Here is a 22683-nt window from a genome sequence, read left to right as displayed (position 1 = left end):
GGCATTCACGATTAAATCAGATTAAACTTTAACCCATCCGCGCCGGATTGCCGAAATTACAAATGCGTTGGGCAATATCCCGCACAAGGTGAGGTTATTATTATCGGGTCTTATTCCCGTTACCTAAATCTGGAATACTGACGACACTTGGGAGGGTATTATGACAACAAAAAGTCTTTATTCCGAAGCTGAACAGCTTGAACAAAAGCTCAGAAACGCGTCCCTTGATACGCGCTTGGCGCTTCAACCAAGTGTGAGCAAGGTTATTGACCGTATGAGGCAGGAGGGGATGCAAGTGCCGTCCCGACTGCGTCGTCTGGATGCGGCCTTGTGCGAAGACGCCATCGAAGCGTTGTTCGATAACTTGCCGGTTTGAGTTGGGCGGTCATCCGAAGGATATTCCGAGGATGACCAGCATCAATCCAAGCACTGACAGGAACAAAGAAGCCAGGTTCCAGGGTAATACGCCCTGAACGACAGCGCGCAACTCGTCGTCCGACAGACCGGCCTTGCGCGCCTTCATCACGCGAAGAATGCACCAAACCAGACCGGCAAGCCCGGCCAGTGAAAGGGCCGCACCGCCCCAGGTGATGAATTCGAACATGACGCCCTGCATTTCCTCGCAAACTCCCTCTGCGCTTAGCGGATCGGATCCCATCGTACAAGTGCGCTAGTAGATTGGGTGCTTGCGACCCGGGCGGCGGCATTGTATCCGGCATCCTGCACCAGACTTCAGCCTTTGGGAGAGACGCGTATGGAAGTCATCATCGAAGATCAGGCCGCGGCCAACTATCGCTTTATGGCAGGCGAGCTGCGTCAGTTCATCGAGTGGTTTGAGTGTCTGAATGCAGAGAAAAAGCGCCGGACGGAACAACACAAAGAAGTCATGGCTGAAGCCAAGTCGCGCGGCCACACCCATCACTGGAAAACTGTTTTATATACGTGACGACAAAGACTTAAGACGAATACAAGTAGTTCAAACTGTATTCTCTTGGCGGTGATGGTCCAGAATTAGGAAGATAAAGATGAGCATGTCTGAAGAAGCAGAAGCAAGTTACAAGGTCACCTCTGGGGAACTGCGCCAATTTGTAGAGCGTATCGAGCGCCTGGAGTTGGAAAAGAAAGACATCGCGGACCAAATAAAAGAAGTGTATTCAGAGAGTAAGTCGCGTGGCTACGATGTGAAGGCCCTTCGCAGCATCATTTCTCTCAGAAAAAGAGATAAGGATGATATTGCTGAGCAAGAGGCAGTTATTGAGATGTACAAGGAAGCCTTGGGCATGAACTAATGCCGGTGCTTTTTTGAAGCACTCTTTCGGGCGCGCCGCTGAATGATCTGGTCATACTCCAAATATCAAACTGCATTTCGCATGTAGGGCCGATCAGTATCACTGACGGCTCTTACGGCATTTGGCTCGATAGTGTTCTGAACTCAGCGCTCAGTTATGAATGACAGTCCGGAAACGAGCTGTCTCAATCCAAGCGCTGCGCCTGCAAAGATCGCAGCGAATGTAACTGGTGCGCTGTAGGCCAGAAGCGAGAAGGCGGATATGCCTTGTCCGACGCTGCAACCTACTGCGATGATCGCTCCCGGTCCCATGATCGCTGCGCCCAGCATTTGTCGCTTTAGTTCACGTGGATCTTCGCATGCTTCCCAGCGAAAATGGCCTTTTGACCAAGATCCCAAAAACGCGCCGATGAGAACTCCTGAGACTGACCCGACTGCGAAAGACAAAGTGTTTCCGGACGCCGTCATAAGGTAGAACATCGTGTCCCCCAGGGGGGCAGCGAAGGTATGAGTTTGCACCGGCTCACCGTCGAAACCCTGTGTCGCCACCCAATTCGTGCCAAGCCAGCCTGAAACGATCGCCAGCCCAACCACAGATCCCCAGAACACGTGTTTCGGAGCGCGGCGGAACTGTTGGTTCGCCAAAGCGAATATCACCAAAACAACACCGACAGCAGAGCCGATGAGCCAGGCTGGAATAGAGGTCAACCGTTCACCAAGGAAGCTGATGCTCTGAGGGCCGCTGAGATCCATTTCCACCGGGAAGACCCAAACCCGCAGATAAGCCAAGGGACCTGACATTACGACATACGCTGAAAGACCCATGATCAGAACGATGACGAAGGATCGAAGGTCGCCACCTCCCAACCTTGCCAGCGCGCCATAGCCGCAGTTTCCGCTGATGGCCATTCCGTAACCAAACATGAGGCCACCCACGATCGACCCGAGTGGGTTCCAGGTCTGCGCAAGGTAGCGTGTTCCGATAGGGTCAAGCCAGCCAAACGCCATTGCGGTATGGCTTCCGACAATTGCAACACCGATCGCAATTGCCCACATGCGCAGTCGCCGGTCATCATCTGCGTAAAGATAGTCTTCGATTGCACCCAACGTGCAAAATCGGCCGACACGCGCGGCCAGTCCCAACACGATTCCACCAATCAAACCGATCAGAGCAACGGTATTTGCGTCTCCCAATGCTTCGAACATTGCCAGTCTCCTCCCAAAGCTGGCGGCGTTTTGATCGGCGTTTACTTCTGCCTGCAGAAGAGGTCGTACACAACTTCCAATATTTGTGTCGATCGATCATCAGCCAATCTGTAGTAGATTGTTTTACCTTCACGCCGTGTTTTGACCAAACCTTCGAAACGCAGTCGGGACAATTGTTGAGATACCGCAGCCTGTCTCGCTGACAGCATCTCTTCCATCTGGGTGACGGACTTTTCGCCCGAGGACAGGTAGCATAAGATCATCAGACGCCCCTCGTGGCTGATAGCCTTCAGGAAGTTTGATGCCGTTTGCGCATTCTCCATCATCTGGTCCAGATCTTCTGCGCACATGTCTTTTGTGAACACTGGCAGTTTCGATGGTTTATCCAACAAGATCGCCTCGCTTTCTCAACTTCACGCATTCAAAACAGTTTATGTAATTTGCCGTCGTTTATCCAGAGGTCTCAATCTGTACCCCTGCGTCACGTAGCAGCACGCCCAACAAACCCCAAAAAAAGTCTTCACCGGGGTACCCTTCGATCCGGCCGACTTCGCGGCCGTTGTTCAGCAAGACAAAGGTTGGAGTGTAGTACAGAGGTCTTCCCAGTTCGATTCCATCCGGCATGGATGCATGGATGTCTACGCGCTGAAGCGGGGCGGCATTTCCTTCCGGTGTTTTCGGGTAAATCCCCGAGATTTCAGCATCCCAGCGGGCACACCACATACACCCATCTTCTTCTGCCATCAGAAGTGTCATTTCCGCCCGTAGAGCCTTGGGAGACACAAACAACGTGATCGCAAGTACAAGCAGGAAAAGGTGGCGCATCTCAAGCTCCGATTGACCGCGGCGACATATCTTTATTACTTTGAATGTATGAATGATAGCTCGCCAGGACAGGTTTGACCATGCTCGACATTACATTTGCAGGAGCTCTGGTCGCAGGGCTGTTGTCATTTCTGTCCCCCTGCATCCTTCCAATTGTGCCGTTTTACCTCAGTTATCTGGCGGGTGTCGGGATGGAGCAGATTTCTGCGAATTCAGCTATTTCCGGCAACGTTCGCCGCAGAGCAACGCTTGCTGCAATCGCATTTGCAGCGGGGATCATAACGATTTTTATGGCTCTCGGAGCCACGGCTTCGATATTCGGACAACTTGTTCGCGAATATTTCGATATCCTTCGTTGGATAGCGGCAGCCATCATCGTGACGATGGGTTTGCATTTCCTTGGGCTGATTCGCATCGGGTTCCTGTATAGACAGTTTCGGGCAGACGTCGGCGAGACATCAAACGTGAGCCTGATCGGAGCATATGTTCTTGGACTGGCATTTGCTTTTGGCTGGACGCCCTGTGTCGGGCCGGTGCTCGCTTCAATCCTGTTTACAGCGGCCGGAACCGAGACGGCTTGGCGTGGAGCGGTTCTTTTGTTCGTCTACGGGGTAGGAATGACCGCGCCGTTTGTTCTGGCGGCTTTCTTGGTTCGCCCCTTCATGCAGTGGATGGCACGGTTCAGAAAGCATTTGTCTCTGATCGAGAAGGTGATGGGGGCGTTGTTGATCCTGTTCGGCGTCCTGATCGCAACCAACTCCATCAATCAAGTCGCCCAATGGATGCTGGTCCATATGCCCTGGCTTGCAGTCATTGGATAAAACGGGAGGAAAACATGAAGCGAACATTGTCAATATTGATGGCGTGCTTGGTAGGCGTGGCAGTTTCCGCTGCTGAGATTGGCGACGATGGGTTGCACAAAACGCCGTGGATGCGTGACACGTTCAAAGACCTTCGCGAGGATCTTGAAGAGGCGTCAGGTGAAGGCAAGCGGTTGGTTTTGTTTATCGAGCAACAAGGCTGCATCTATTGCAAGAAAATGCATGAAGAGGTTTTCCCCCAGCCTGACCTGGCGGCGTTCATCGAAGAGAACTTCTTTGTCGTCCAACTGGATTTGCATGGAAGCACCACCGCCACCGACTTTGATGGGGAAGAGTGCGAGCAAAGAGCGCTGATGCGCAAATGGGGGATTCTGTTTACCCCGACCCTTGTATTTCTTCCCGAAGAGGCGCCCGAGGACGTCACTGCCATTGAAGCTGCGGTTGCAGTTATGCCGGGAGCGTTCGCCAAAGGAACAACTTTGGACCTTTTCACCTGGGTCTACGAGAAGCGGTACGAACTTGATAATGGTGAAGATTTCCAGCGGTATCACGCGCGACGCATTCAGGAGCGAAACAATGTTTCGCAAGATTGAGGGTCGGGGTTATAAATAAAAAAATTCATTGTAATGAATTTAATGTTGCGACAGACCGCACTCGTCGACTACGGTACACAAATGCTTTGGGTCGCAAGGCGCCGTCGGCGTATTAGCAAATGGGAGGGATCATGAAGCTGAGACTCTTAACATTGGTCTGCGCAATGACGGGGGGTGCCGCTTTTGCAGCGGAGACAGACCCGGAAAACGTAACCTATGGTGAATATGGTGAGGTAGAGGTGTCTTTGACCGGCGCCGCCGGTGATGCGGCAAATGGCGCACTTATCGTTGGCGATAAGTCAAAAGGCAATTGCGTGGCGTGCCACGCGGTATCGGCTTTGGCCGACATTCCATTCCAGGGCGAGGTCGGTCCGACGCTGGATGGCGCTGGTGATCGTTGGTCTGAGGCCGAGCTTCGCGGATTGGTCGCAAATGCAAAAATGACGTTCGAAGGCACGGTAATGCCAGCGTTCTACAAGAATGACGGCTATATCCGCCCGGGCGATGCCTATACCGGCAAAGCCCCGACTGAACCACTGACGCCGATCCTGACAGCGCAGGATATCGAGGACGTGGTCGCGTTTCTTGCGACCCTGAAAGAGCAATAGTCGCGCTTTCATAGCGTGATTGTCGAAGATTCAAAGGAGATTGAAAATGGAACTCTCTCGCCGCGAGACTCTGGCCCTTGGGCTGGGCGCCGCGTTCCTGACAATAATGCCGCTCCGTGCAAATGCGGCCGCTGAGGATGCGATTGCCGCGTTTACCGGTGGGGCGGATGTGGCAGACGGCGGTGTGACACTGACGGCACCTGAAATTGCCGAGAACGGAAACACCGTACCGATCGAAGTAAGCGCCCCGGGTGCCACTTCGATTCTGATCGTGGCCGCAGGCAACCCCGAACCGGGCGTTGCAACGTTCAATTTCGGCCCGCTGGCTGCTGAACAAGCCGCTTCAACCCGCATCCGTCTTGCGGGAACGCAAGACGTAATTGCCGTGGCGAAAATGGCAGATGGCAGTTTTGCCAAGGCATCCGCGACCGTAAAAGTTACAATCGGCGGCTGCGGCGGCTGATAGCCACGCATGCCTCGAAGAACAGGAGACTAACCAATGGCATCCGGTGTGAAACCCCGCGTCAAGGTTCCGAAGAAAGCCGCTGCTGGCGAAACCGTCACGATCAAGACACTGATCAGCCACAAGATGGAAAGCGGACAGCGTAAGGACAAAGAAGGCAACGTCATACCTCGGTCGATCATCAACCGTTTCACCTGCGAGTTTAACGGCGAAATGGTGGTCGATGTGACGATGGAGCCGGCAATTTCAACCAATCCGTATTTCCAGTTTGAGGCAACCGTGCCTGAGGCAGGTGAGTTCGTATTCACCTGGTACGATGACGACGGCTCTGTCTACGACGAGAAAAAATCGATCGAGATCGCCTGACGGCTCGACCACTAAGGCAGATCAGCGCCGGACATGAATTTTGGCGCTGGTCCACCAAGGGAGGAACGAAATGAATACTAAGGCACTTACGGCGATCGCGGCAGTTCTGGTTTTCCCAGTGGCAGCAATGGCCGGACCGGACGAAGACAATCTGGTGATCAATGGCGAGCTGGACATGACCTCGGTCACCGAAGCTCCGGCGCATCTGGAAAACCTGGACACGATCTATTCGGGTTGGCATTTCCGTACGAATGAGACCCAGGCCCTTCAGATCGATGATTTCGACAATCCGGCGATGATCTTCGTCGACCAGGCCGCCGACCTCTTTGAGACGGTTGATGGGGCTGCCGAAAAAAGTTGTGCGTCGTGCCACGACGGGGTGGAAAGCTTCAAGGGATTGCAGGCTTCCATGCCAAAGGTTGATGACGAAACCGGCAAGCTGGTGGTCATGGAAGATCTGATCAATGAGTGCCGCACGGAGCGTATGGAAGCCGACGCCTGGAAATGGTCCGGTGGAGATATGCAGGGTATGGTCGCTTTGATCGGTCTGCAGTCACGCGGAATGCCCATGAACATTGCCATTGACGGTGATGCCGCCCCGTATTGGGAACAGGGCAAGGAAATGTATTATACCCGCTATGGTCAGTTGGAGCTGAGCTGTGCCAACTGTCATGAAGACAATTGGGGCAACATGATCCGAGCGGATCACCTGAGCCAGGGAATGATCAACGGGTTCCCGACTTACCGCTTGAAACAGGCCAAGCTGATCTCGCGACACAATCGTTTCCGCGGTTGTATTCGTGATACACGGGCGGAAACTTTTGCCGAAGGTTCGGACGAGTTCCGTGCGCTGGAGCTCTATGTTGCCTCGCGTAGCAACGGGCTTTCAGTCGAAACTCCGGCTGTGCGCCAGTAACGAATGACCCGCGTTGGCGATGCCCGGCGCGGGTTTTTCATGAAAACAACATTCACACATTTATATGTGTTATAGGAAAGCTGAAAGATGATTTCTCGACGTGACTTCTTGCAGGTTTCAATGGCGGCATCGGCTCTGTACGGGGCATCCGGGTTTGGCAACTGGGCCAGACTTGCAGCGCAGCAAAGTCTGACGCAGGATCAGCTGCTAGAGTTTGAGACCTTTGGCAATATCAGCCTGATCCATGTCACTGACATTCACGCGCAACTCAAACCGATTTTCTTCCGTGAACCTGAGATAAATCTTGGTATCGGCGAGGCAAAGGGGCAGATGCCGCACGTCACGGGGGCTGCGTTCCGCAAGGCCTACGGAATCGACGATGGCAGCCCTTCCGCCTATGCGCTGACCTACGACGACTTTGCGGCACTGGCAAAGACCTATGGTCGGGTCGGTGGCTTGGACCGGGTTTCTACCGTCATAAACGCCATCCGTGCTGACCGGCCCGATGCCCTGCTTTTGGATGGCGGCGATACCTGGCACGGGTCTTACACCTGTTACCAGACGGCCGGTCAGGACATGGTCAATGTCATGAACGCGCTGAAACCTGATGCAATGACCTTCCATTGGGAGTTCACGCTGGGCAGCGACAGAGTGAACGAAATCGTCGAAGGTTTGCCCTTTGCAGCCTTGGGCCAGAACATTTTTGATGCCGAATGGGATGAACCTGCGGAATTGTTCAAACCCTACAAGTTCTTTGACCGGGGCGGTGCAAAAGTTGCCGTTATCGGGCAGGCATTCCCATATATGCCAATCGCAAACCCGGGCTGGATGTTCCCTGAATACTCTTTCGGTATCCGGGATGAGAACATGCAGTCAATGGTTGACGAGGTACGCGATGCCGGAGCCGATGTCGTCGTCGTCCTCAGCCACAACGGCTTTGACGTAGATAAAAAAATGGCAGGCCGGGTGCAGGGGATCGACGTGATCCTCAGTGGCCACACTCATGACGCGCTGCCCGAGCCGGTTCTGGTGGGCAAAACACATATCATCGCGTCAGGCTCGAACGGAAAATTCGTCAGCCGCGTGGACCTGGATGTACGGGACGGGCAGTTGATGGGGTTGAAGCACAAGCTGATCCCGATTTTCTCTGATGTTATAGCTCCGGATCCTGCGATCACCGCTCTGATAGATGAGCAGCGCGCGCCGTATGAGGCGACGCTCAGCGAAGTGATCGGTAAAACGGACTCGTTGCTCTATCGTCGCGGCAATTTCAACGGCACTTGGGATGATCTGATCTGCGACGCCCTGCTTAAAGAACGTGAGGCAGACATTGCCATGTCGCCTGGCGTCCGATGGGGCCCGTCGATCCTGCCGGGGCAGGAGATTACGCGCGAGGACATCTGGAACGTCACCTCGATGTCTTACCCGAATGCATATCGCACAGAAATGACAGGTGAATTCATCCATGTGATCCTCGAGGATGTCGGCGACAACCTGTTCAACCCTGATCCTTACTATCAGCAGGGCGGCGACATGGTCCGTGTCGGTGGGCTTGGTTACCGCATCGACGTGACCAAGCCGCAAGGGCAGCGGATCAGCGAAATGACCCTGCTCAAGACAGGTGAAGCGATTGATCCGTCGAAAACCTACGTTGTGGCGGGGTGGGCCAGTGTCAACGAAGGTACCGAGGGCCCGCCGATCTGGGATGTCGTCGAAAACCACATTCGCAATCTAGGCACTGTAACAGTGCAAGAGAACACCAGCGTCGATGTCGTCGGCGCATGAGAAACAGATGGAGACCTAAGAGATATGGATGACGCGTTCAAACCGTCCCGCCGGGCCTTCCTGAAAGGCAGTGCCGCGGTCGCCGCGGGGTCAGTTGCAGGTGCGGCAGTGGCAGAAACACCTGACCCCCTGATAACAGAGCTTCAGGATTGGGCGTCTTACACGGGTGCAGGCGTTGACGAGGCACCCTATGGCATGCCGATAAGCTATGAATCCCATGTCGTGCGCCGCAATGTGGAATGGCTGACCGCCTCTCCGATTTCGTCGATCAACTTTACTCCGATCCACGCGCTTGATGGCACAATCACACCCCAGGGATGTGCTTTTGAACGGCATCACTCGGGCGCAATCGAGCTGCGCAAGGAAGACTATCGGCTGATGATCAACGGTCTGGTCGATCGTCCGCTTGTCTTCACGTATGACGACATCGAACGTTTCCCGCGCGAAAACCACGTGTATTTCTGCGAATGTGCGGCAAATACCGGGATGGAGTGGGCAGGCGCGCAACTCAACGGTGCGCAATTCACCCACGGCATGATTCACAATATGGAATACACCGGTGTTCCGCTGCGCACGCTGTTGCAGGAAGCGGGGGCCGATATCTCACCCGACAAATGGGTCTATGTTGAGGGCGCAGACGCGTCATCCAATGGCCGCTCCATCCCGATGGAAAAAGCACTGGATGACGTGTTGGTAGCCTTCAAGGCAAATGGTGAAGCCCTGCGGATGGAGCATGGCTATCCCGTGCGCCTGGTCGTGCCAGGCTGGGAAGGCAACATGTGGGTCAAGTGGCTACGCCGCATCGAGGTTGTCGATTGGGCAGTCGAAAGCCGCGAAGAAACTTCGAAATACACCGATGTTTATGCCGATGGCACAGCCCAGAAATGGACTTGGGTGATGGATGCGAAATCCGTCATAACCTCGCCCAGCCCGCAAATGCCGATCAAACATGGGCCCGGGCCGCTGGTGATTTCAGGGCTTGCATGGTCAGGCCACGGACAGATTACCCGTGTCGATGTATCCAAGGACGGCGGCATCACGTGGGAAACGGCACGCCTTGGCAAGCAGGGCGACTCCAAGGCTTTGTCGCGTTTCTATCTCGACACGAATTGGGACGGGGCACCCATGCTCCTACAGGCCCGAGCAATAGACGAGACCGGCTACGTACAGCCAACCAAAGACCAGCTGCGCGAAAAGCGCGGGGAAAACTCGGTCTATCACAACAACTGTATCCAGACGTGGTACGTAAGCGCAGAAGGGATCGCTGAGAATGTCGAAGTCTCTTAGTCATGTTTTCCTGCCGGTATTCGGCGGCACAGCGTTGGTGCTTGCGGGGGCGTTGGTCTTCGCCAACAGAAACTACGGCCAATCGAAAATCGAAACTTTGGAAACCCGGGTGGGTCAGATTGAGGCCCACGCAGCAGCCGCACAAACAAAAGCACAGGCAGAAGCCGACAGGGCAGCCCAACTGGATCTCAAAGTCCAGGAAATTCAGGCTGCTGCTGAGGAGCGGTTAGCAAATGGGGCGAACCTGACCGCACCTGCACCGAGCCGTGGTGGCATATATGGGATTGGACGCCCCGCCTTGGAGGAGGAGATCGCGGCCTGGGATGTTGATGTTCTGCCGGACGGACGTGGCTTGCCGGTCGGTTCGGGCGACGTTTGGACCGGGGAAGAAGTGTTTGCCGACCGCTGCGCGTCATGTCACGGCGAGTTTGCTGAAGGTGTGGACAACTGGCCCGTTCTTGCCGGCGGGTTCGACACGCTTGCAAACGAAGATCCCGTGAAGACCGTAGGGTCTTACTGGCCGCATTTGTCTACCGCCTGGGATTACATTTCCCGATCAATGCCATTTGGTGAGGCAGGCACTTTGACCGCGGATGAGACCTATGCGATTGTTGCATACATCCTGTATTCAAATGATTTGGTGGATGACGATTTCGAACTGAGCAACGAAAACTTTGCCGAATTCGAGATGTACAACAAGGACGGTTTTGTTGTCGATACGCGACCCGAGACCGAGTACGCTGAATGGCGCGAAGAACCTTGCATGAAGAACTGCAAGGCAGAGGCCGCTGTCGCGATGCGCTCTGTTTTTCTGGTCGAGACGCCGCCAGAAGGTGGGTCGAACTCGGTGATGAATGATGCCACCGTGGAGGGGCTGCCGACATTCACTGCGGACGGCCCGTCGTTCATTCCGGCCGCAGCACCAAAGCCCGAGGAAGAAGCCGCGGCGGAACCGGCCCTTCAAGAAGCCGAAAAGACTGACGACGCGACCGAACTGGTTGCCGCCGGAGAGAAAGTCTTCAAGAAGTGCAAAGCCTGCCATCAGGTGGGTGAAGGTGCAAAGCACAGCACCGGGCCGGCATTGAACGGGATTGTCGGGTCCAATGCAGGATCGGTCGAGGGGTTCAAATACTCCAAGGCAATGAAAGCCGCAGCCGAGGCCGGCCTTGTTTGGACGGATGAGGAAATGGCGGCCTTCCTGACAAAACCCAAGGACTACATGAAGGGCACGCGAATGTCTTTCGCGGGGCTAAGGAAGCCGGATGATATTGAGGCCGTGATTGTCTACCTCAAATCGTTCGGAAGCTGATCATGCGGTGGTCGAACATAGTGGCGTGCGCGGCGGTTCTGGCGGCTTTCGCCACATCGACCTACGCAACCGAAGACCTTGGTGATGCCGAGGCCGGGAAAACAGTGTTCGCCAAATGCACAGGCTGCCATCAGGTTGGCGAAGGAGCTGAAAACAAAATCGGCCCGCATCTGAATGGTGTCTTTGGGCGCAAGGCCGCAGGTCTCGATGGTTTCAATTATTCCAAGAGCCTTATGCGCGCGGGAAATTCAGGTCTGGAATGGCACGCTGACACTTTGTCGGCCTATATCGAAAATCCACGTGCATTTGCGTCGGGTACAAGGATGAGCTTTGGCGGCCTGAAAGACCCGGAAGACCGTGCCAACGTGATTGCCTATTTGCGGGCGTTTTCAGACAATCCTCGTGATATTCCCGAAGCGGACCCAACCGCGAAAGGTACGGATCATTCCGTCGATCCAGCAATCCTGGCGATTCAGGGAGATCCCGAATACGGCGCATATCTCAGCAGCGAATGTACGACGTGCCACCAGATCGAAGGGGGTGACCAAGGCATCCCATCGATCGTCTATTGGCCCGACGAGGACTTTGTTGTCGCCATGCACGCATACAAGGACAAACAGCGGCCACATCCGGTTATGCAAATGATCGCCGGAAGGCTGAGCAATGACGAGATTGCGGCTTTGGCCGCCTACTTCAATAATCCAGAGTGACTGTGCCTAAGGGGAGGAAACGCGATGACACTCAATAGACGTACATTTCTAGGAGCCACCGGGGTGGTGGCAGCCGGACTATCTGCGCCGATGGTTCTGGCTCAGGGCAGACCCCGGGTCGTTGTTGTCGGCGGCGGCGCAGGCGGCGCTACTGCAGCCCGCTATATCGCCAAGGACAGCAAAGGTGAGATCGACGTGACGCTGATCGAGCCGTCACGGACCTACTACACCTGCTTCTTCTCAAACCTGTATCTGGGAGGGTTTCAGGAACTTTCGGATATCGCCCACAGCTACGGCACGCTTGCAGCTGAATACGGGATCAACGTGGTCCACGATTGGGCCGTCGGCGTGGATCGCGATGCCAAGACTGTTTCGCTGGCGGGTGGTGGCTCAGTTCCGTACGACAAGCTAATCCTGAGCCCTGGTATCGATTTTGTCGACGGGTCAGTTGAAGGCTGGGATGTCTCGGCGCAGAACAATATGCCGCATGCGTACAAGGCGGGCTCTCAGACGGAACTTCTGAAGGCACAGATCATGGCGATGCCGGAAGGCGGTACCTTTGCGATGGTTGCTCCACCAAACCCGTACCGGTGCCCGCCCGGGCCCTATGAACGGGTCTCGATGGTTGCGCATGTTCTGAAAGCAAACAACCCAACTGCGAAAATCATCGTGGCAGATCCGAAGCCGAAGTTTTCGAAGATGGCATTGTTCCAGGAAGGCTGGGCGAATAACTATGAAGGCATGGTCGACTGGATCGGCGAAGACTTCGGTGGCGGCAATGTCTCGGTAAACCCGGACGCGATGACGGTGACCATCGACGGAGAAGAGACCAAAGTCGACGTCTGCAACGTGATCCCGGCGATGAAAGCCGGACGTATTGCGGAAATGGCCGGAGTGACCGACGGCAATTGGGCGCCGGTGAACGCCGCGGACATGTCCTCCAAGGCTGATCCGGACATCTATGTCCTTGGCGATGCCAGCCAGCAGGGTGACATGCCGAAATCCGGTTTCTCGGCCAACAGCCAGGCGAAAGTCTGTGCGAATGCAGTGCGGGGCGCGTTGACCGGATCCAAGGTGTTCCCGGCCAAGTTTTCCAACACCTGCTGGTCGCTGATCGACACAGATGATGGCGTCAAGGTTGGTGCAACCTACGAGGCGACGCCCGAAAAGATCGCCAAAGTCGACGGCTTCATCAGCCAGACCGGCGAAAATGCCGATCTGAGAAAAGCAACGTACGAAGAGTCGCTGGGTTGGTATGCCGGTATTACCTCGGACATGTTCGGATAGAAGTTTTCGGGGGTTTTGACACTGGTCAAAGCCCCTGAAGTTCAATCTGAGAAAATGCGGCTCAGGAGGAGGATCAAAACCATGAAACATTTTATCGTTACGGCCGCTTTTTTTGCAGTCTCCGCAAGTCAGGGACTCGCGGAAGAGATCATCACTGCTCCCTTTGACGGAAGTTTTGATGATGCCACCTTTGCCGTCGAATCCGCCATTGTCGGGCAGGGGCTGGTCATCGACTATGTGAGCCACGTTGGCGAAATGTTGAACCGAACGGGCGCTGATGTCGGCAGCGACAAACAGATATTCGCGGCAGCGGACATCTTTATTTTTTGCTCGGCAAAGATTTCGCGTGAGGTGATGGAAGCTGATCCGATGAATATCGGCTATTGCCCATACGGGATTTTCGTGACCGAGGGCGATGACGGGGTGAAGGTCGGATACCGAAGCTATCCGGACGGCCCAATGCAAAAGGTCCAGACCCTGTTGTCCGGAATCGTTGAAGAGGCTGTTGGGGATTGAAATGAACTACCAGCAGTATTTTCGTGATCAACTTGGTCACCTGAAAGAAGAAGGAAACTACCGGGTTTTCGCGGACCTCGAACGTCAGTGCGGCGCGTTTCCAAAGGCGCGCAGTTACTCAGGGGATGGTCCCGAAAAAGTCACTGTCTGGTGCTCGAACGACTATCTTGGAATGGGTCAGCACCCAAAAGTCCTCGCAGCCATGCACGGGGCGATTGACAAAAGTGGCGCTGGGGCAGGGGGAACGCGGAATATCTCGGGAACCACGCACGAACATGTGCTGTTGGAGCAGGAGCTTGCGGACCTTCACGGCAAGGACGCGGCATTGCTGTTCACGTCCGGTTACGTATCCAACTGGGCCGCCTTGGGAACCCTGGCGTCCCGCATTCCTGGCATCACGGTTTTGTCCGACGAATTGAATCATGCCTCGATGATCGAGGGGATTCGTCACAGTCGTTGCCAAAAGCGGATCTGGAAGCACAACGATCTTGCGGACCTTGAAAGACACCTTGCAGACTTGCCTGCAAATGCGCCCAAGCTCATTGCGTTTGAAAGCGTCTATTCCATGGACGGCGACATTGCACCGATTGCCGGGATCTGTGATCTGGCGGACCGATATGGCGCGATGACTTATCTGGATGAAGTTCACGCGGTCGGGCTTTACGGTCCGCGCGGCGGAGGCATTGCCGAGCGCGAGGGCCTGATGGACCGCCTGACCGTGATTGAAGGTACGTTGGGCAAGGCGTTCGGCGTGGTCGGAGGATACATCGCGGCGTCGAAGGAACTTGTCGACTTTGTCCGATCTTTTGCCAGCGGCTTTATTTTCACCACTGCTTTGCCTCCGGCCGTGGCAGCAGGTGCTGCGGCTTCGGTTAAGCACCTGAAGCAAAGCAATGCAGAGCGACAACAGCACAAAAAGCGGGTGCGCGAAGTCCGGGACAGGCTGGACGATCAGGGTATTCCCCATACTCCAAACCCAAGCCATATCATTCCGGTCATGGTCGGCGATCCGGTCAAGTGTCGCTTCATCTCTGATATACTGATGCGTGACTATGGGATTTACATCCAGCCCATCAATTATCCAACTGTTCCCAAAGGAACGGAGCGTCTGCGGATTACGCCGTCGCCGGTGCACACCTCTGAAGACGTCGACCGTCTGGTATCCGCATTGGGTGAGTTATGGACGCAATGCCAATTGGCGCGCAGGCCGATGGCCGCGCAATGACGAGGATAACTTGACCGAAGACAAGGACGCACACGCAACCAAGTGAGAATTTCTGTTCATGGAGAGGCTCATCGATCTACTGGGAGACCCGGGCGCCTTGGCATTTGCCGGAGTGCTCGTTGGTATCTTGTTCGGCGTGACGGCTCAGATATCTCACTTTTGTTTGCGAGCGTCGACTGTCGAAGTCGCCGAAGGTAAGTTTGGTCCCCGTTTGGCGGTTTGGCTGATCGCCTTTACCGCAGCGCTAACGCTGGTACAGGCGCTTGTCTCGCTTGAATTTATGGACCTTTCAGAAGCACGCGCCATCGCGTCAACCGGCAGTCTTAGCGGCGCGGTAATTGGTGGGGCGATGTTTGGCATAGGCATGATTCTTGCGCGCGGATGCGCATCTCGCCTGCTGGTCTTGGCCTCCTGCGGCAATCTGCGTGCCCTCGTGACAGGGCTGGTTTTGACCTTGGTGGCCCAGGCGGCCTACACAGGTGTTCTCAGCCCGGCCCGTGAAGCGATTTCCGGTCTGTGGACCATTTCAGGAGGCGCACAGCGCGATCTTTCAGAAATAATCGGACTTTCGCCACCGGCCTATGCAGCCGTTGCCGCAATTGGATTTGTTCTGGCAATTGTGTTTGCATTTCATAGGAATGTCGCACCTGCAAAGATCGTGACAGCTGCAGGAGTTGGCGGGGCAGTGGCGCTTGGGTGGTTTATGACATATTCCATCGCGCAAGCTTCTTTCGAAGTCGTACCTGTGTCTTCAGTGACGTTTACAGGCCCGGCCACAGACACGCTGATGGCGTTGGTTGCAGAGCGAAATGTCGTGCTGTCTTTCGGTATCGGCCTTGTTCCCGGCGTGGCCATTGGCGCAGCAGGATCTGCTATTGTTACTGGCGAGTGGAGGATTGAACGCTTTGGCTCGGATACCCCGATGGAACGGTACCTGGTCGGAGCTGTCCTCATGGGGTTCGGAGCGATGCTGGCCGGAGGCTGCGCCGTGGGCGCCGGACTTTCAGGCGGGTCCGCCCTGTCATTGACAGCCTGGCTTGCCGTTTTCTTCATGTGGGTTGGGGCGATAGGCACGCACAGGTTTTTGATGCGGCTACCGGTACTGCAGCATTCCTGAGTTACTCGAACTCCATCTGCTCGAAAACGCGCCCGGCATTCTTTGTTGCCAGCTCCTCGTACGTGTCCAGATGGGCATAGGGGGACTGATCGACATAGTAGGCTTCAGTCAAATCGCCGCCCGCGTCCATGTGCTCCTGGATTTTGGTTCGCAGGTATAACAGGTAATCCCGTGTATAGCGGCGCACCTGATCCATGTTCGTAGGATGACCGTGTCCCGGTACGACATATGTGGCATTCAAAGCCTCGAACTCGTTGTCCCATGTTTCAAGCCAATCCGCGGTATAGGTATTCTGAAAGATCGGCAGCATGCGCTCGTGGAACGCCATGTCACCCGCGATGACAAGGCTTTGGTTTGGCAACCAGATCGAGATATCGCCGGGACTGTGGGCCGGACCGAGGTATTTGGCTTCGATCCGGAAGTCGCCCATCTCAACCACGTATTCATCATCGAATGTCTCGGTTGGGCCTGCCAGAAACGTTCCCTCTGCCTTGTCCTGATTGTATCGTTTCATTCCCTCCAAAATTTGAGGGCCATACTCCTCGAACTCAGCTGCTGCATCCGAATGGGCGACGATTGGAACGCCGTTTTCTGACCAGTAGGCATTGCCAAGCATCGCGTGCCCCTGACCGTTCTCGTTGAAGACAAGCGTGACCGGCTGATCCGTAATCGCCTGAATTTCCTTGTGAAGCGCTTCGGCAAGGACATAGGCCGCGCCGCCGTTGACAACGACCACGCCCTCACTGGTCACGATGAAGCTCAGGTTGTTGTTGTGACCAGAGTTTTCGTAGGTCGGTGGAGCGGTTGCGCCAATGGCGGAATAGACGCCAGGGATGAATTCGACCGGCTTGGAATACAGAACACTTTGCGGATACTGGTCTGCAATATCCTCGCTTGCCCAAGCTGGTGTGACGAAAGCAACCGCAATCACGAGTGATCGAATCATGACGCCTCTCCAATGAATCTGTAGGCCGAGCCGGTCTTTTCGACGCGGCCAATTCCACCGTTCGGCAGGTGGAAGCCAACTATTCTCATTTTCTCTTCCGAAACCTGATCCAGCAATGAGTAACGCGCAGCTGCGGCGATCTGGGGATCCTGATCCGTTCCACTGTGCCAATCGGGGTGTTCAAAAGCCACGTGAGGATTTCCGAGCGCGTCGCCGACAACCATCACCGACTCATTCCCATTTCGAAGCTCAAAGGCCATGTGACCGGGCGTGTGCCCAAAGCTTGCCCGTGCAGCAATACCCGGAAGTATTTCATGCCCATCCTCAAAGAACGCGACCTGATCCTCAATTGCTTCCAATCGCCGCTTGGCACCGGCCGCGAACGCGGTGCGATCTTCGCCAATCGTGTCCACCGTTGAGGGGTTCCACCAATAATCCCATTCTTTACGCCCAATGTGGTGCGTCGCATTTGGGAAAAGAAGGTCGTCGAAATCATCCAGAACACCCCAGATATGATCAGGGTGTGCGTGGGTGAAAACCACATGCGTGACACTTTCGGGTGACAGGTCGATTTTTTCAAAAGTTTCCGCCAGTTTGCCGGACGTGGGCATGAAGTCTGGCCCCGCTCCAGCATCGAAAAGCACGGTGTTTTCATCATCTCGATAGAGCGTGAGGTTGCACTCTGGCTCGTACTTGGTGGCGTCCGCTTGACTGCGGATCAGGATTTGTTCGAGCTCTTCTTTGGGCATGGCTCCGAAAACAACATCAGGTGGCAATGACAGGTGTCCGTCTGACAGGGTTGTAATTCGGGCTGAAGGACCGAGCTGCAACTCTGCCTGTACGATCCTGGCTTGAGCTCCAAGTGCCGCGAGGCACGTGGCATTGAACATGAAACTGCGTCGAGAAAAAGAAATTCGATCCATTCACAATCATTAAAATGAATGTTATTATTTGTAAACGATGAAAGTTGTGAAATGGATGTCATTCTTCGACCCTATGGAATGTAGAATGCCTGGGTAATTTGAAGCGATTTGCAGTTGTCTCGCAGATCGTTTTTACCTGTGAGACCGCAATTGCAGAGGGCGTTTGGAAGACATATTGCAGGCGCTCATCTCCTGATCAGCCTCATTCGAATGATTCAGTTTGGTTGTTGCTTCGTGACCTTGGTCGGTCGACACGAAGGTTTCCTACGCTGGCGGGCGGTGCCCCATTGCACCGTCGGTGCGTCTTGTGTTGCCGTGTTTCCTCCGTTCTTCGATCCTGTTTCGTGCCCGGTCTGGATTGTAGAAGATTCCGCTGAGGAAAAGACGGTGTCGGATAGATCCATGAATCGCTTGGTATGTGACTTCTGATCAGAGGAGGGGCTCTGCCGCTCATTGACGGCGGCGTCAGACAGGGGGCACGGCTTTCCACCAAAAAATCCTGCCCCATCTGTGTCAAAGCGCATTGTTCTCATCCCGCTGTGCTAGTAAGGAAATTGCACGTTCTTTTGGGACTGCGCCGTGCGGGCGTGATGGAATGGTAGACATATCAGACTTAAAATCTGAAGGGCGTATGCCCGTGTGGGTTCGAGTCCCACCGCCCGCACCAAAACTTTATTTTAAACGCCTGTAAAATAAGGAAATTAAAAAGGGAAAACCTAAGCTGCCCCACATTCTGCCCCACATCTGGGTTTTCATACCCGCCGATTATGCGGCCTTTCCTTCGATCTGGTTTTCCAGATCTTCGACCTTCACCTTCTTGCAGTCCGTGCCCCGGTGAATCTTTAATTTGCAGTTTTTCTCGGTGCACAAGATCGGTTGGTCCAGTTGGTATGGCGTATAGAATATTCACTCTTTTTCCAGGGCGGACCCCTTAGCTATATTCGCCCATTCGAGCCAAGCTTTTCGCTGTTCGGGGCAAAGGGCACGGAACGCCTCGAGAAGAAGCGCCTCGTCGTCTTTGTCGGGTGCGTTGAAATCTACGATCTCATTTGGCTCCACATCAAGGGCTGCGGCAATAATAGCCTGCTTCTTGGTGGTGAGTTGACGTGTCTCCTCATCTAATTGCGCCAAATAAGATCGAGATAAATCAACCTTCACTGAAAGTTCGTCCTGAGTAAGCCCTTTGGCTTGCCGGATTTCTTTAATGCGTATCTTCATGATCGATCTTTGGAGCCATTGTGGAGCCCGCATTGGCGGTTTCTACGGGGTTTGCTGTGCGGTGAGCCGTATCTGCCTTGGAGCCTGTCAATTGGGCCTTGTGGGAGGTTGCGTAGCATCGGTTGAGAACTGCAGGTTCGACGAACTTTGTTGGGGGATGATCCGTTTGATGAGTGCCATTTCCACTGTTTGTTGCATTGGTGGATCGCAAGCTCAGGGCTAGACACTTTCTCGACCAATGGACTTTCCCATGTGCCGTTCTCCTTTGTCTCATTCACTAAGTAAACGTGTCGCAATATGCAGCAACGAAGTGAACATGACGCAAATAAAAGCGCACCATCCGAGTATTCGGTCGGGAAGTCAGATCGGAAGTCAAAAAGATGCCGAATAACCAATTGTAAATAATAAATAAAAATTAAGCCAGAAGTCAGGGTGAAGCCAGGCCGGAAGTCAGTCGGAAGTCATTAATGAAAGAACTAGACAAATACATTGGTGGTGGTGCTAGGGTATTTGCGTTTACATTTTGCTGCTTAATGCAGATTTTTTTGGCCTGTCCTGCGGGCGATCTTGAGGCGCAAGAGGCACCGCCCCCGGAATTAGCGGCCCAACAGGCAATCCAGCACTGGCAGACACCGCCTGGCTCGACAAATTCCGCCTGAATCCGCGTCAGCGGGCCTTTGTGCTTGCCTGCATCGCTGATCTAAACGCGAAACAGGCCGCAATCGACGCCGGATATGCAGAGGGATCAGCAGAGGCCCAAGGTTCGCGATTGTTAAGCAATATTAAGGTTGCCCGCGCCATCGCTGAGGGCCGCAAACAGGTCGAGAGCAAGGCCATGCTGGATGCAGAGGGCATTGCGAACCTCTGGGCCCAAATCGCCCTCGCAGACCCCAACGAGCTTACACAGCACATCATCGCGCCTTGCCGCTACTGCTACGACATCGACCATCAGTACCAGTGGAAAACAGAACGGGAGTTCACGGAGCGCAAGGCCGAAGTGATCTTCTCGATGTTCTCGGACGGCGACCTGCGAGACGCCGCCACGTCAGGTAAAATCGCAGAGCCGCGAATCCCTGACGACGCTGGCGGCTACGGTTATCGCCTCACAGATCCACCAAACCCGGCCTGTCCCGAGTGTTCCGGCATGGGGATGGAAATCACCCGCATGGCCGACACCCGCAAGTTCAGCCCAGCTGCGCGCCTCCTGTTCGATGGCGTGAAGGAAACCAAGCCGGGCGTTGAGATCAAGATGCAGGACCGTGCCGTGCCTATCTCACCTCAAGTACGATTGCTTTCGCTCCAAGTTCTGGCTCCGCCAAAAGGAATGGCCTGAAGTCCGGAGACTGCTTCACGTCGCGAACGGCTGCGGTACCTTTCGTGGCGAAGGGTCGTGCCGAGAGGAAAAAATGTTTAGAAAGAAGGCCTTTTCGTGCGAGCATTGTCCTCAATTGAACTATTGAAATCAGGCTAAGGAAATATGAACGGCGCTCAATCACTCGTAAAAACCCTTTTGAACAATGGCGTGGATACAGTCTTCGCAAATCCCGGCACCTCGGAAATGCACTTTGTTGCTGCCTTGGATGAACACCCGGAGATGAATTGCATTCTTTGCCTGTTTGAAGGCGGAACAACGGGTGCGGCGGATGGGTTTTTTCGCATGAAACGTGATGTTGCGGGCACGCTGCTGCATCTTGCGCCTGGCTTTGGCAACGCATTTGCCAATCTGCACAATGCCAGGAAAGCGGGGTCCGGGATCGTGAACATCGTGGGTGATCACGCAACGCATCACCTCCGGTACGAAAGCCCTTTGAAGGGAGACATCCTCGGTATCAGCCAAGCGGTCAGTCATTGGACGCGCGTGTCATCCAATTCCACCGACGTGGCTATGAATGGAGCGGCTGCGGTTCAGGCCGCCCGGTCGCAAAACGGCCGGGTCGCGACGCTTGTCTTGCCTGCCGACACAGCTTGGAACGAAGCGAACGCAGCGGCAAACCTTTTGGACATCGGAGAAAGCCTCCATCGACCGTCAATAGTCGACATAGAGGCCGCGGCAGCCCGTCTTGTGACGCCGAACGCCGCGCTGATGATTGGCGGATCAGCCCTGTTTGGGCTGCAGCGCGAACTGGCTGGAAAAATTTCTGCCGAGACAGGGTGCCGGTTGTTGGCCGATACTCTGATACCGCGCATTTCCAAAGGCGCAGGAACAGCAAAGCTAGACCAACTGGTCTATCCGATATCGCCCAAGATCGCTCAGCTTGATGCAACGTCTTCGATCACTCTGCTTGGCACAGACAGGCCAGTCGCCTTTTTTGCCTATCCCGGGAAACCGAGCGTGCCCGAACCGCCGAATTGCCCCATTACGGACCTGTGCACGCCCACAGATGATATCGAATGGACGCTGCAAGCGCTCGCCGACGCGGTTGGGGTCACAAGCAAAGCGGTGGCAGAAACCCATCCGCTCGATCTGCCGGACGTTCCCAGCGGGCAGTTAACCCTCGAAAAAGTTGGTTTGGCGTTGGCAGCATTGATCCCGGAAAATGCGATCATCTGCAATGAATCTGTAACGTCCGGGTTTTACGTCATTCCACCGACAGCCACCGCTCGCCCGCATGATCTGCTTGCTGGCACCGGCGGAGCGATTGGGCTGTGTTTGCCTTGCGCAACGGGTGCGGCCACCGCCTGCCCGGACCGAAAAGTCATCGCACTGACTGGGGATGGGTCGGCCATGTACACGCTACAATCACTGTGGACTATGGCGCGGGAAAATCTCGACGTCACGGTGATCGTATTTGCAAACCGCGGGTATCAAATTCTGCGGGATGAACTCACAAATGTCGGTGTGGCGAGCTATGGTCAGAATGCTCAGGCTATGTTTGACGTGGAGAACCCGACACTGGACTGGGTTTCTCTGGCGAAAGGCCACGGTGTTCCTGGGACACGCGCGGATGACATGGACAGCTTTGCGAAGGCGCTCTCTGCCGGTCTCTCCAGCGACGGTCCATCTCTGATCGAAGTTGTGTGTCCCCCGCCAGCATGAGTATTGTGACACGGAACCTGACGAGCAGATGAGACTAGGGGTGCAAAGTGCGGATCGGTATAAGTTGATGCTGTGAAAAGACTTTGCGATGGTTCAAACGGCGGTGAAATTGCCGCTTTGTCCGCGTATAACTCGTTCACGCCGAGTGCAGCGAAAGACTGCAGTGAGCCCATTTTGCCGATTGCTGCAATGTGCACGAATGACCGCTGAACAAGTGCAGGCAAGTGCCCAGCGTTC

Annotated in this window: 27 protein-coding genes and 1 tRNA gene; 21 read left to right on the top strand and 7 right to left on the bottom strand. The window is 54.8% G+C overall.

Features of this window, described 5'->3' with window-relative positions; all coding sequences use genetic code 11:
• Positions 1-160 precede the first annotated feature (160 nt).
• Positions 161-376 carry a hypothetical protein gene (locus AC2FJB_RS06690; RefSeq protein ID WP_117869627.1) on the top strand — a complete coding sequence of 72 codons (216 nt, stop codon included), beginning with the start codon at positions 161-163 and terminating at the stop codon, positions 374-376.
• A 9-nt stretch (positions 377-385) separates the two neighbouring features.
• Here AC2FJB_RS06690 and AC2FJB_RS06685 read toward each other — a convergent pair whose 3' ends face one another.
• The gene (locus AC2FJB_RS06685) at positions 386-604 is read right to left on the bottom strand and encodes a hypothetical protein (protein ID WP_117872808.1); all 219 of its coding nucleotides are present in this window, start codon (positions 602-604) and stop codon (positions 386-388) included.
• A 150-nt stretch (positions 605-754) separates the two neighbouring features.
• Between AC2FJB_RS06685 and AC2FJB_RS06680 the strand changes: the two genes are divergently transcribed.
• Complete coding sequence (locus AC2FJB_RS06680; protein ID WP_117869626.1) at positions 755-946, top strand: GapR family DNA-binding domain-containing protein; 192 nt, start codon at positions 755-757, stop codon at positions 944-946.
• Between the two features lie 79 nt (positions 947-1025).
• Entirely contained in the window at positions 1026-1289 is a 264-nt protein-coding gene (locus AC2FJB_RS06675) for a DUF2312 domain-containing protein (RefSeq protein ID WP_117869625.1), read from the top strand.
• A gap of 143 nt (positions 1290-1432) precedes the next feature.
• On the opposite strand, the gene AC2FJB_RS06670 is transcribed toward AC2FJB_RS06675, so the two are convergent.
• From AC2FJB_RS06670 to AC2FJB_RS06660, 3 genes are all read right to left on the bottom strand, one after another.
• Positions 1433-2494 carry a YeeE/YedE family protein gene (locus AC2FJB_RS06670; RefSeq protein WP_117869624.1) on the bottom strand — a complete coding sequence of 354 codons (1062 nt, stop codon included), beginning with the start codon at positions 2492-2494 and terminating at the stop codon, positions 1433-1435.
• Positions 2495-2535: 41 nt separating this feature from the next.
• The gene (locus tag AC2FJB_RS06665; RefSeq protein ID WP_117872807.1) at positions 2536-2844 is read right to left on the bottom strand and encodes an ArsR/SmtB family transcription factor; all 309 of its coding nucleotides are present in this window, start codon (positions 2842-2844) and stop codon (positions 2536-2538) included.
• A 100-nt stretch (positions 2845-2944) separates the two neighbouring features.
• Positions 2945-3319, bottom strand: coding sequence for a thioredoxin domain-containing protein (locus AC2FJB_RS06660; protein WP_117869623.1), 375 nt, complete (start codon positions 3317-3319; stop codon positions 2945-2947).
• Positions 3320-3399: 80 nt separating this feature from the next.
• Here AC2FJB_RS06660 and AC2FJB_RS06655 point away from each other — a divergent pair, with 80 nt between their 5' ends.
• From AC2FJB_RS06655 to AC2FJB_RS06590, 14 genes are all read left to right on the top strand, one after another.
• Positions 3400-4140: a cytochrome c biogenesis CcdA family protein gene (locus tag AC2FJB_RS06655; RefSeq protein ID WP_117869622.1), complete on the top strand. Its 741-nt coding sequence runs from the start codon at positions 3400-3402 to the stop codon at positions 4138-4140.
• A gap of 14 nt (positions 4141-4154) precedes the next feature.
• Positions 4155-4733, top strand: coding sequence for a thioredoxin family protein (locus AC2FJB_RS06650; RefSeq protein WP_496717666.1), 579 nt, complete (start codon positions 4155-4157; stop codon positions 4731-4733).
• A 131-nt stretch (positions 4734-4864) separates the two neighbouring features.
• Positions 4865-5341 carry a sulfur oxidation c-type cytochrome SoxX gene (soxX, locus tag AC2FJB_RS06645; RefSeq protein WP_299898760.1) on the top strand — a complete coding sequence of 159 codons (477 nt, stop codon included), beginning with the start codon at positions 4865-4867 and terminating at the stop codon, positions 5339-5341.
• Between the two features lie 46 nt (positions 5342-5387).
• Positions 5388-5804, top strand: coding sequence for a thiosulfate oxidation carrier protein SoxY (soxY, locus tag AC2FJB_RS06640; RefSeq protein WP_117869619.1), 417 nt, complete (start codon positions 5388-5390; stop codon positions 5802-5804).
• Between the two features lie 36 nt (positions 5805-5840).
• On the top strand, positions 5841-6170 hold the full coding sequence (gene soxZ, locus AC2FJB_RS06635; RefSeq protein WP_117869618.1) for a thiosulfate oxidation carrier complex protein SoxZ: 330 nt from the start codon (positions 5841-5843) through the stop codon (positions 6168-6170).
• A 70-nt stretch (positions 6171-6240) separates the two neighbouring features.
• Entirely contained in the window at positions 6241-7086 is an 846-nt protein-coding gene (gene soxA, locus AC2FJB_RS06630; protein WP_496717665.1) for a sulfur oxidation c-type cytochrome SoxA, read from the top strand.
• Between the two features lie 87 nt (positions 7087-7173).
• The gene (soxB, locus tag AC2FJB_RS06625; RefSeq protein ID WP_496717664.1) at positions 7174-8871 is read left to right on the top strand and encodes a thiosulfohydrolase SoxB; all 1698 of its coding nucleotides are present in this window, start codon (positions 7174-7176) and stop codon (positions 8869-8871) included.
• 24 nt (positions 8872-8895) lie between these two features.
• On the top strand, positions 8896-10158 hold the full coding sequence (gene soxC / locus AC2FJB_RS06620; protein ID WP_496717662.1) for a sulfite dehydrogenase: 1263 nt from the start codon (positions 8896-8898) through the stop codon (positions 10156-10158).
• A complete protein-coding gene (locus AC2FJB_RS06615; RefSeq protein ID WP_496717661.1) occupies positions 10142-11467 on the top strand; it encodes a c-type cytochrome in 1326 nt (441 codons plus the stop codon). The genes soxC and AC2FJB_RS06615 overlap by 17 nt, the downstream gene beginning before the upstream one ends.
• Before the next feature lie 2 nt (positions 11468-11469).
• Positions 11470-12177, top strand: coding sequence for a c-type cytochrome (locus AC2FJB_RS06610; RefSeq protein WP_496717660.1), 708 nt, complete (start codon positions 11470-11472; stop codon positions 12175-12177).
• 24 nt (positions 12178-12201) lie between these two features.
• Positions 12202-13464, top strand: coding sequence for an FCSD flavin-binding domain-containing protein (locus AC2FJB_RS06605; RefSeq protein ID WP_496717659.1), 1263 nt, complete (start codon positions 12202-12204; stop codon positions 13462-13464).
• Between the two features lie 81 nt (positions 13465-13545).
• Complete coding sequence (locus AC2FJB_RS06600; RefSeq protein ID WP_496674049.1) at positions 13546-13980, top strand: DUF302 domain-containing protein; 435 nt, start codon at positions 13546-13548, stop codon at positions 13978-13980.
• A 1-nt stretch (position 13981) separates the two neighbouring features.
• Positions 13982-15205: a 5-aminolevulinate synthase gene (hemA, locus tag AC2FJB_RS06595; protein ID WP_496717657.1), complete on the top strand. Its 1224-nt coding sequence runs from the start codon at positions 13982-13984 to the stop codon at positions 15203-15205.
• 58 nt (positions 15206-15263) lie between these two features.
• Positions 15264-16322: a YeeE/YedE family protein gene (locus AC2FJB_RS06590; protein ID WP_496717655.1), complete on the top strand. Its 1059-nt coding sequence runs from the start codon at positions 15264-15266 to the stop codon at positions 16320-16322.
• A gap of 1 nt (position 16323) precedes the next feature.
• Here the strand turns inward: AC2FJB_RS06590 and AC2FJB_RS06585 are convergent, their stop codons facing one another.
• Both AC2FJB_RS06585 and AC2FJB_RS06580 read right to left on the bottom strand, forming a co-directional pair.
• Entirely contained in the window at positions 16324-17268 is a 945-nt protein-coding gene (locus AC2FJB_RS06585; RefSeq protein ID WP_496717654.1) for an MBL fold metallo-hydrolase, read from the bottom strand.
• Positions 17265-18191, bottom strand: a complete 927-nt coding sequence (locus AC2FJB_RS06580; RefSeq protein WP_299898778.1) for an MBL fold metallo-hydrolase — start codon at positions 18189-18191, stop codon at positions 17265-17267. Before AC2FJB_RS06580 ends, AC2FJB_RS06585 begins: the two co-directional genes overlap by 4 nt.
• Before the next feature lie 581 nt (positions 18192-18772).
• Here AC2FJB_RS06580 and AC2FJB_RS06575 point away from each other — a divergent pair.
• Positions 18773-18858, top strand: a tRNA-Leu gene (locus AC2FJB_RS06575).
• A 239-nt stretch (positions 18859-19097) separates the two neighbouring features.
• Here the strand turns inward: AC2FJB_RS06575 and AC2FJB_RS06570 are convergent.
• The gene (locus AC2FJB_RS06570) at positions 19098-19409 is read right to left on the bottom strand and encodes a helix-turn-helix domain-containing protein (RefSeq protein ID WP_496717652.1); all 312 of its coding nucleotides are present in this window, start codon (positions 19407-19409) and stop codon (positions 19098-19100) included.
• Between the two features lie 467 nt (positions 19410-19876).
• On the opposite strand from AC2FJB_RS06570, the gene AC2FJB_RS06565 reads away from it, so the two are divergent.
• From AC2FJB_RS06565 to AC2FJB_RS06555, 3 genes are all read left to right on the top strand, one after another.
• The gene (locus AC2FJB_RS06565; protein WP_496717651.1) at positions 19877-20068 is read left to right on the top strand and encodes a hypothetical protein; all 192 of its coding nucleotides are present in this window, start codon (positions 19877-19879) and stop codon (positions 20066-20068) included.
• Positions 20069-20088: 20 nt separating this feature from the next.
• On the top strand, positions 20089-20742 hold the full coding sequence (locus tag AC2FJB_RS06560; RefSeq protein ID WP_496717650.1) for a terminase small subunit: 654 nt from the start codon (positions 20089-20091) through the stop codon (positions 20740-20742).
• Positions 20743-20886: 144 nt separating this feature from the next.
• Positions 20887-22446 carry an acetolactate synthase large subunit gene (locus AC2FJB_RS06555; RefSeq protein ID WP_496717649.1) on the top strand — a complete coding sequence of 520 codons (1560 nt, stop codon included), beginning with the start codon at positions 20887-20889 and terminating at the stop codon, positions 22444-22446.
• Positions 22447-22683 lie beyond the last annotated feature (237 nt).

Source organism: Ruegeria sp. CDSC085, assembly GCF_059610465.1.
This window is presented reverse-complemented; position numbering and strand designations above follow the sequence as displayed.

Coding starts and splice junctions, on each gene's coding strand:
- AC2FJB_RS06690 (WP_117869627.1), top strand. CDS start 161: ATGACAACAAAAAGTCTTTATTCCGAAGCTGAACAGCTTGAACAAAAG.
- AC2FJB_RS06685 (WP_117872808.1), bottom strand. CDS start 604: ATGTTCGAATTCATCACCTGGGGCGGTGCGGCCCTTTCACTGGCCGGG.
- AC2FJB_RS06680 (WP_117869626.1), top strand. CDS start 755: ATGGAAGTCATCATCGAAGATCAGGCCGCGGCCAACTATCGCTTTATG.
- AC2FJB_RS06675 (WP_117869625.1), top strand. CDS start 1,026: ATGAGCATGTCTGAAGAAGCAGAAGCAAGTTACAAGGTCACCTCTGGG.
- AC2FJB_RS06670 (WP_117869624.1), bottom strand. CDS start 2,494: ATGTTCGAAGCATTGGGAGACGCAAATACCGTTGCTCTGATCGGTTTG.
- AC2FJB_RS06665 (WP_117872807.1), bottom strand. CDS start 2,844: ATGTGCGCAGAAGATCTGGACCAGATGATGGAGAATGCGCAAACGGCA.
- AC2FJB_RS06660 (WP_117869623.1), bottom strand. CDS start 3,319: ATGCGCCACCTTTTCCTGCTTGTACTTGCGATCACGTTGTTTGTGTCT.
- AC2FJB_RS06655 (WP_117869622.1), top strand. CDS start 3,400: ATGCTCGACATTACATTTGCAGGAGCTCTGGTCGCAGGGCTGTTGTCA.
- AC2FJB_RS06650 (WP_496717666.1), top strand. CDS start 4,155: ATGAAGCGAACATTGTCAATATTGATGGCGTGCTTGGTAGGCGTGGCA.
- soxX (WP_299898760.1), top strand. CDS start 4,865: ATGAAGCTGAGACTCTTAACATTGGTCTGCGCAATGACGGGGGGTGCC.
- soxY (WP_117869619.1), top strand. CDS start 5,388: ATGGAACTCTCTCGCCGCGAGACTCTGGCCCTTGGGCTGGGCGCCGCG.
- soxZ (WP_117869618.1), top strand. CDS start 5,841: ATGGCATCCGGTGTGAAACCCCGCGTCAAGGTTCCGAAGAAAGCCGCT.
- soxA (WP_496717665.1), top strand. CDS start 6,241: ATGAATACTAAGGCACTTACGGCGATCGCGGCAGTTCTGGTTTTCCCA.
- soxB (WP_496717664.1), top strand. CDS start 7,174: ATGATTTCTCGACGTGACTTCTTGCAGGTTTCAATGGCGGCATCGGCT.
- soxC (WP_496717662.1), top strand. CDS start 8,896: ATGGATGACGCGTTCAAACCGTCCCGCCGGGCCTTCCTGAAAGGCAGT.
- AC2FJB_RS06615 (WP_496717661.1), top strand. CDS start 10,142: ATGTCGAAGTCTCTTAGTCATGTTTTCCTGCCGGTATTCGGCGGCACA.
- AC2FJB_RS06610 (WP_496717660.1), top strand. CDS start 11,470: ATGCGGTGGTCGAACATAGTGGCGTGCGCGGCGGTTCTGGCGGCTTTC.
- AC2FJB_RS06605 (WP_496717659.1), top strand. CDS start 12,202: ATGACACTCAATAGACGTACATTTCTAGGAGCCACCGGGGTGGTGGCA.
- AC2FJB_RS06600 (WP_496674049.1), top strand. CDS start 13,546: ATGAAACATTTTATCGTTACGGCCGCTTTTTTTGCAGTCTCCGCAAGT.
- hemA (WP_496717657.1), top strand. CDS start 13,982: ATGAACTACCAGCAGTATTTTCGTGATCAACTTGGTCACCTGAAAGAA.
- AC2FJB_RS06590 (WP_496717655.1), top strand. CDS start 15,264: ATGGAGAGGCTCATCGATCTACTGGGAGACCCGGGCGCCTTGGCATTT.
- AC2FJB_RS06585 (WP_496717654.1), bottom strand. CDS start 17,268: ATGATTCGATCACTCGTGATTGCGGTTGCTTTCGTCACACCAGCTTGG.
- AC2FJB_RS06580 (WP_299898778.1), bottom strand. CDS start 18,191: ATGGATCGAATTTCTTTTTCTCGACGCAGTTTCATGTTCAATGCCACG.
- AC2FJB_RS06570 (WP_496717652.1), bottom strand. CDS start 19,409: ATGAAGATACGCATTAAAGAAATCCGGCAAGCCAAAGGGCTTACTCAG.
- AC2FJB_RS06565 (WP_496717651.1), top strand. CDS start 19,877: ATGAAAGAACTAGACAAATACATTGGTGGTGGTGCTAGGGTATTTGCG.
- AC2FJB_RS06555 (WP_496717649.1), top strand. CDS start 20,887: ATGAACGGCGCTCAATCACTCGTAAAAACCCTTTTGAACAATGGCGTG.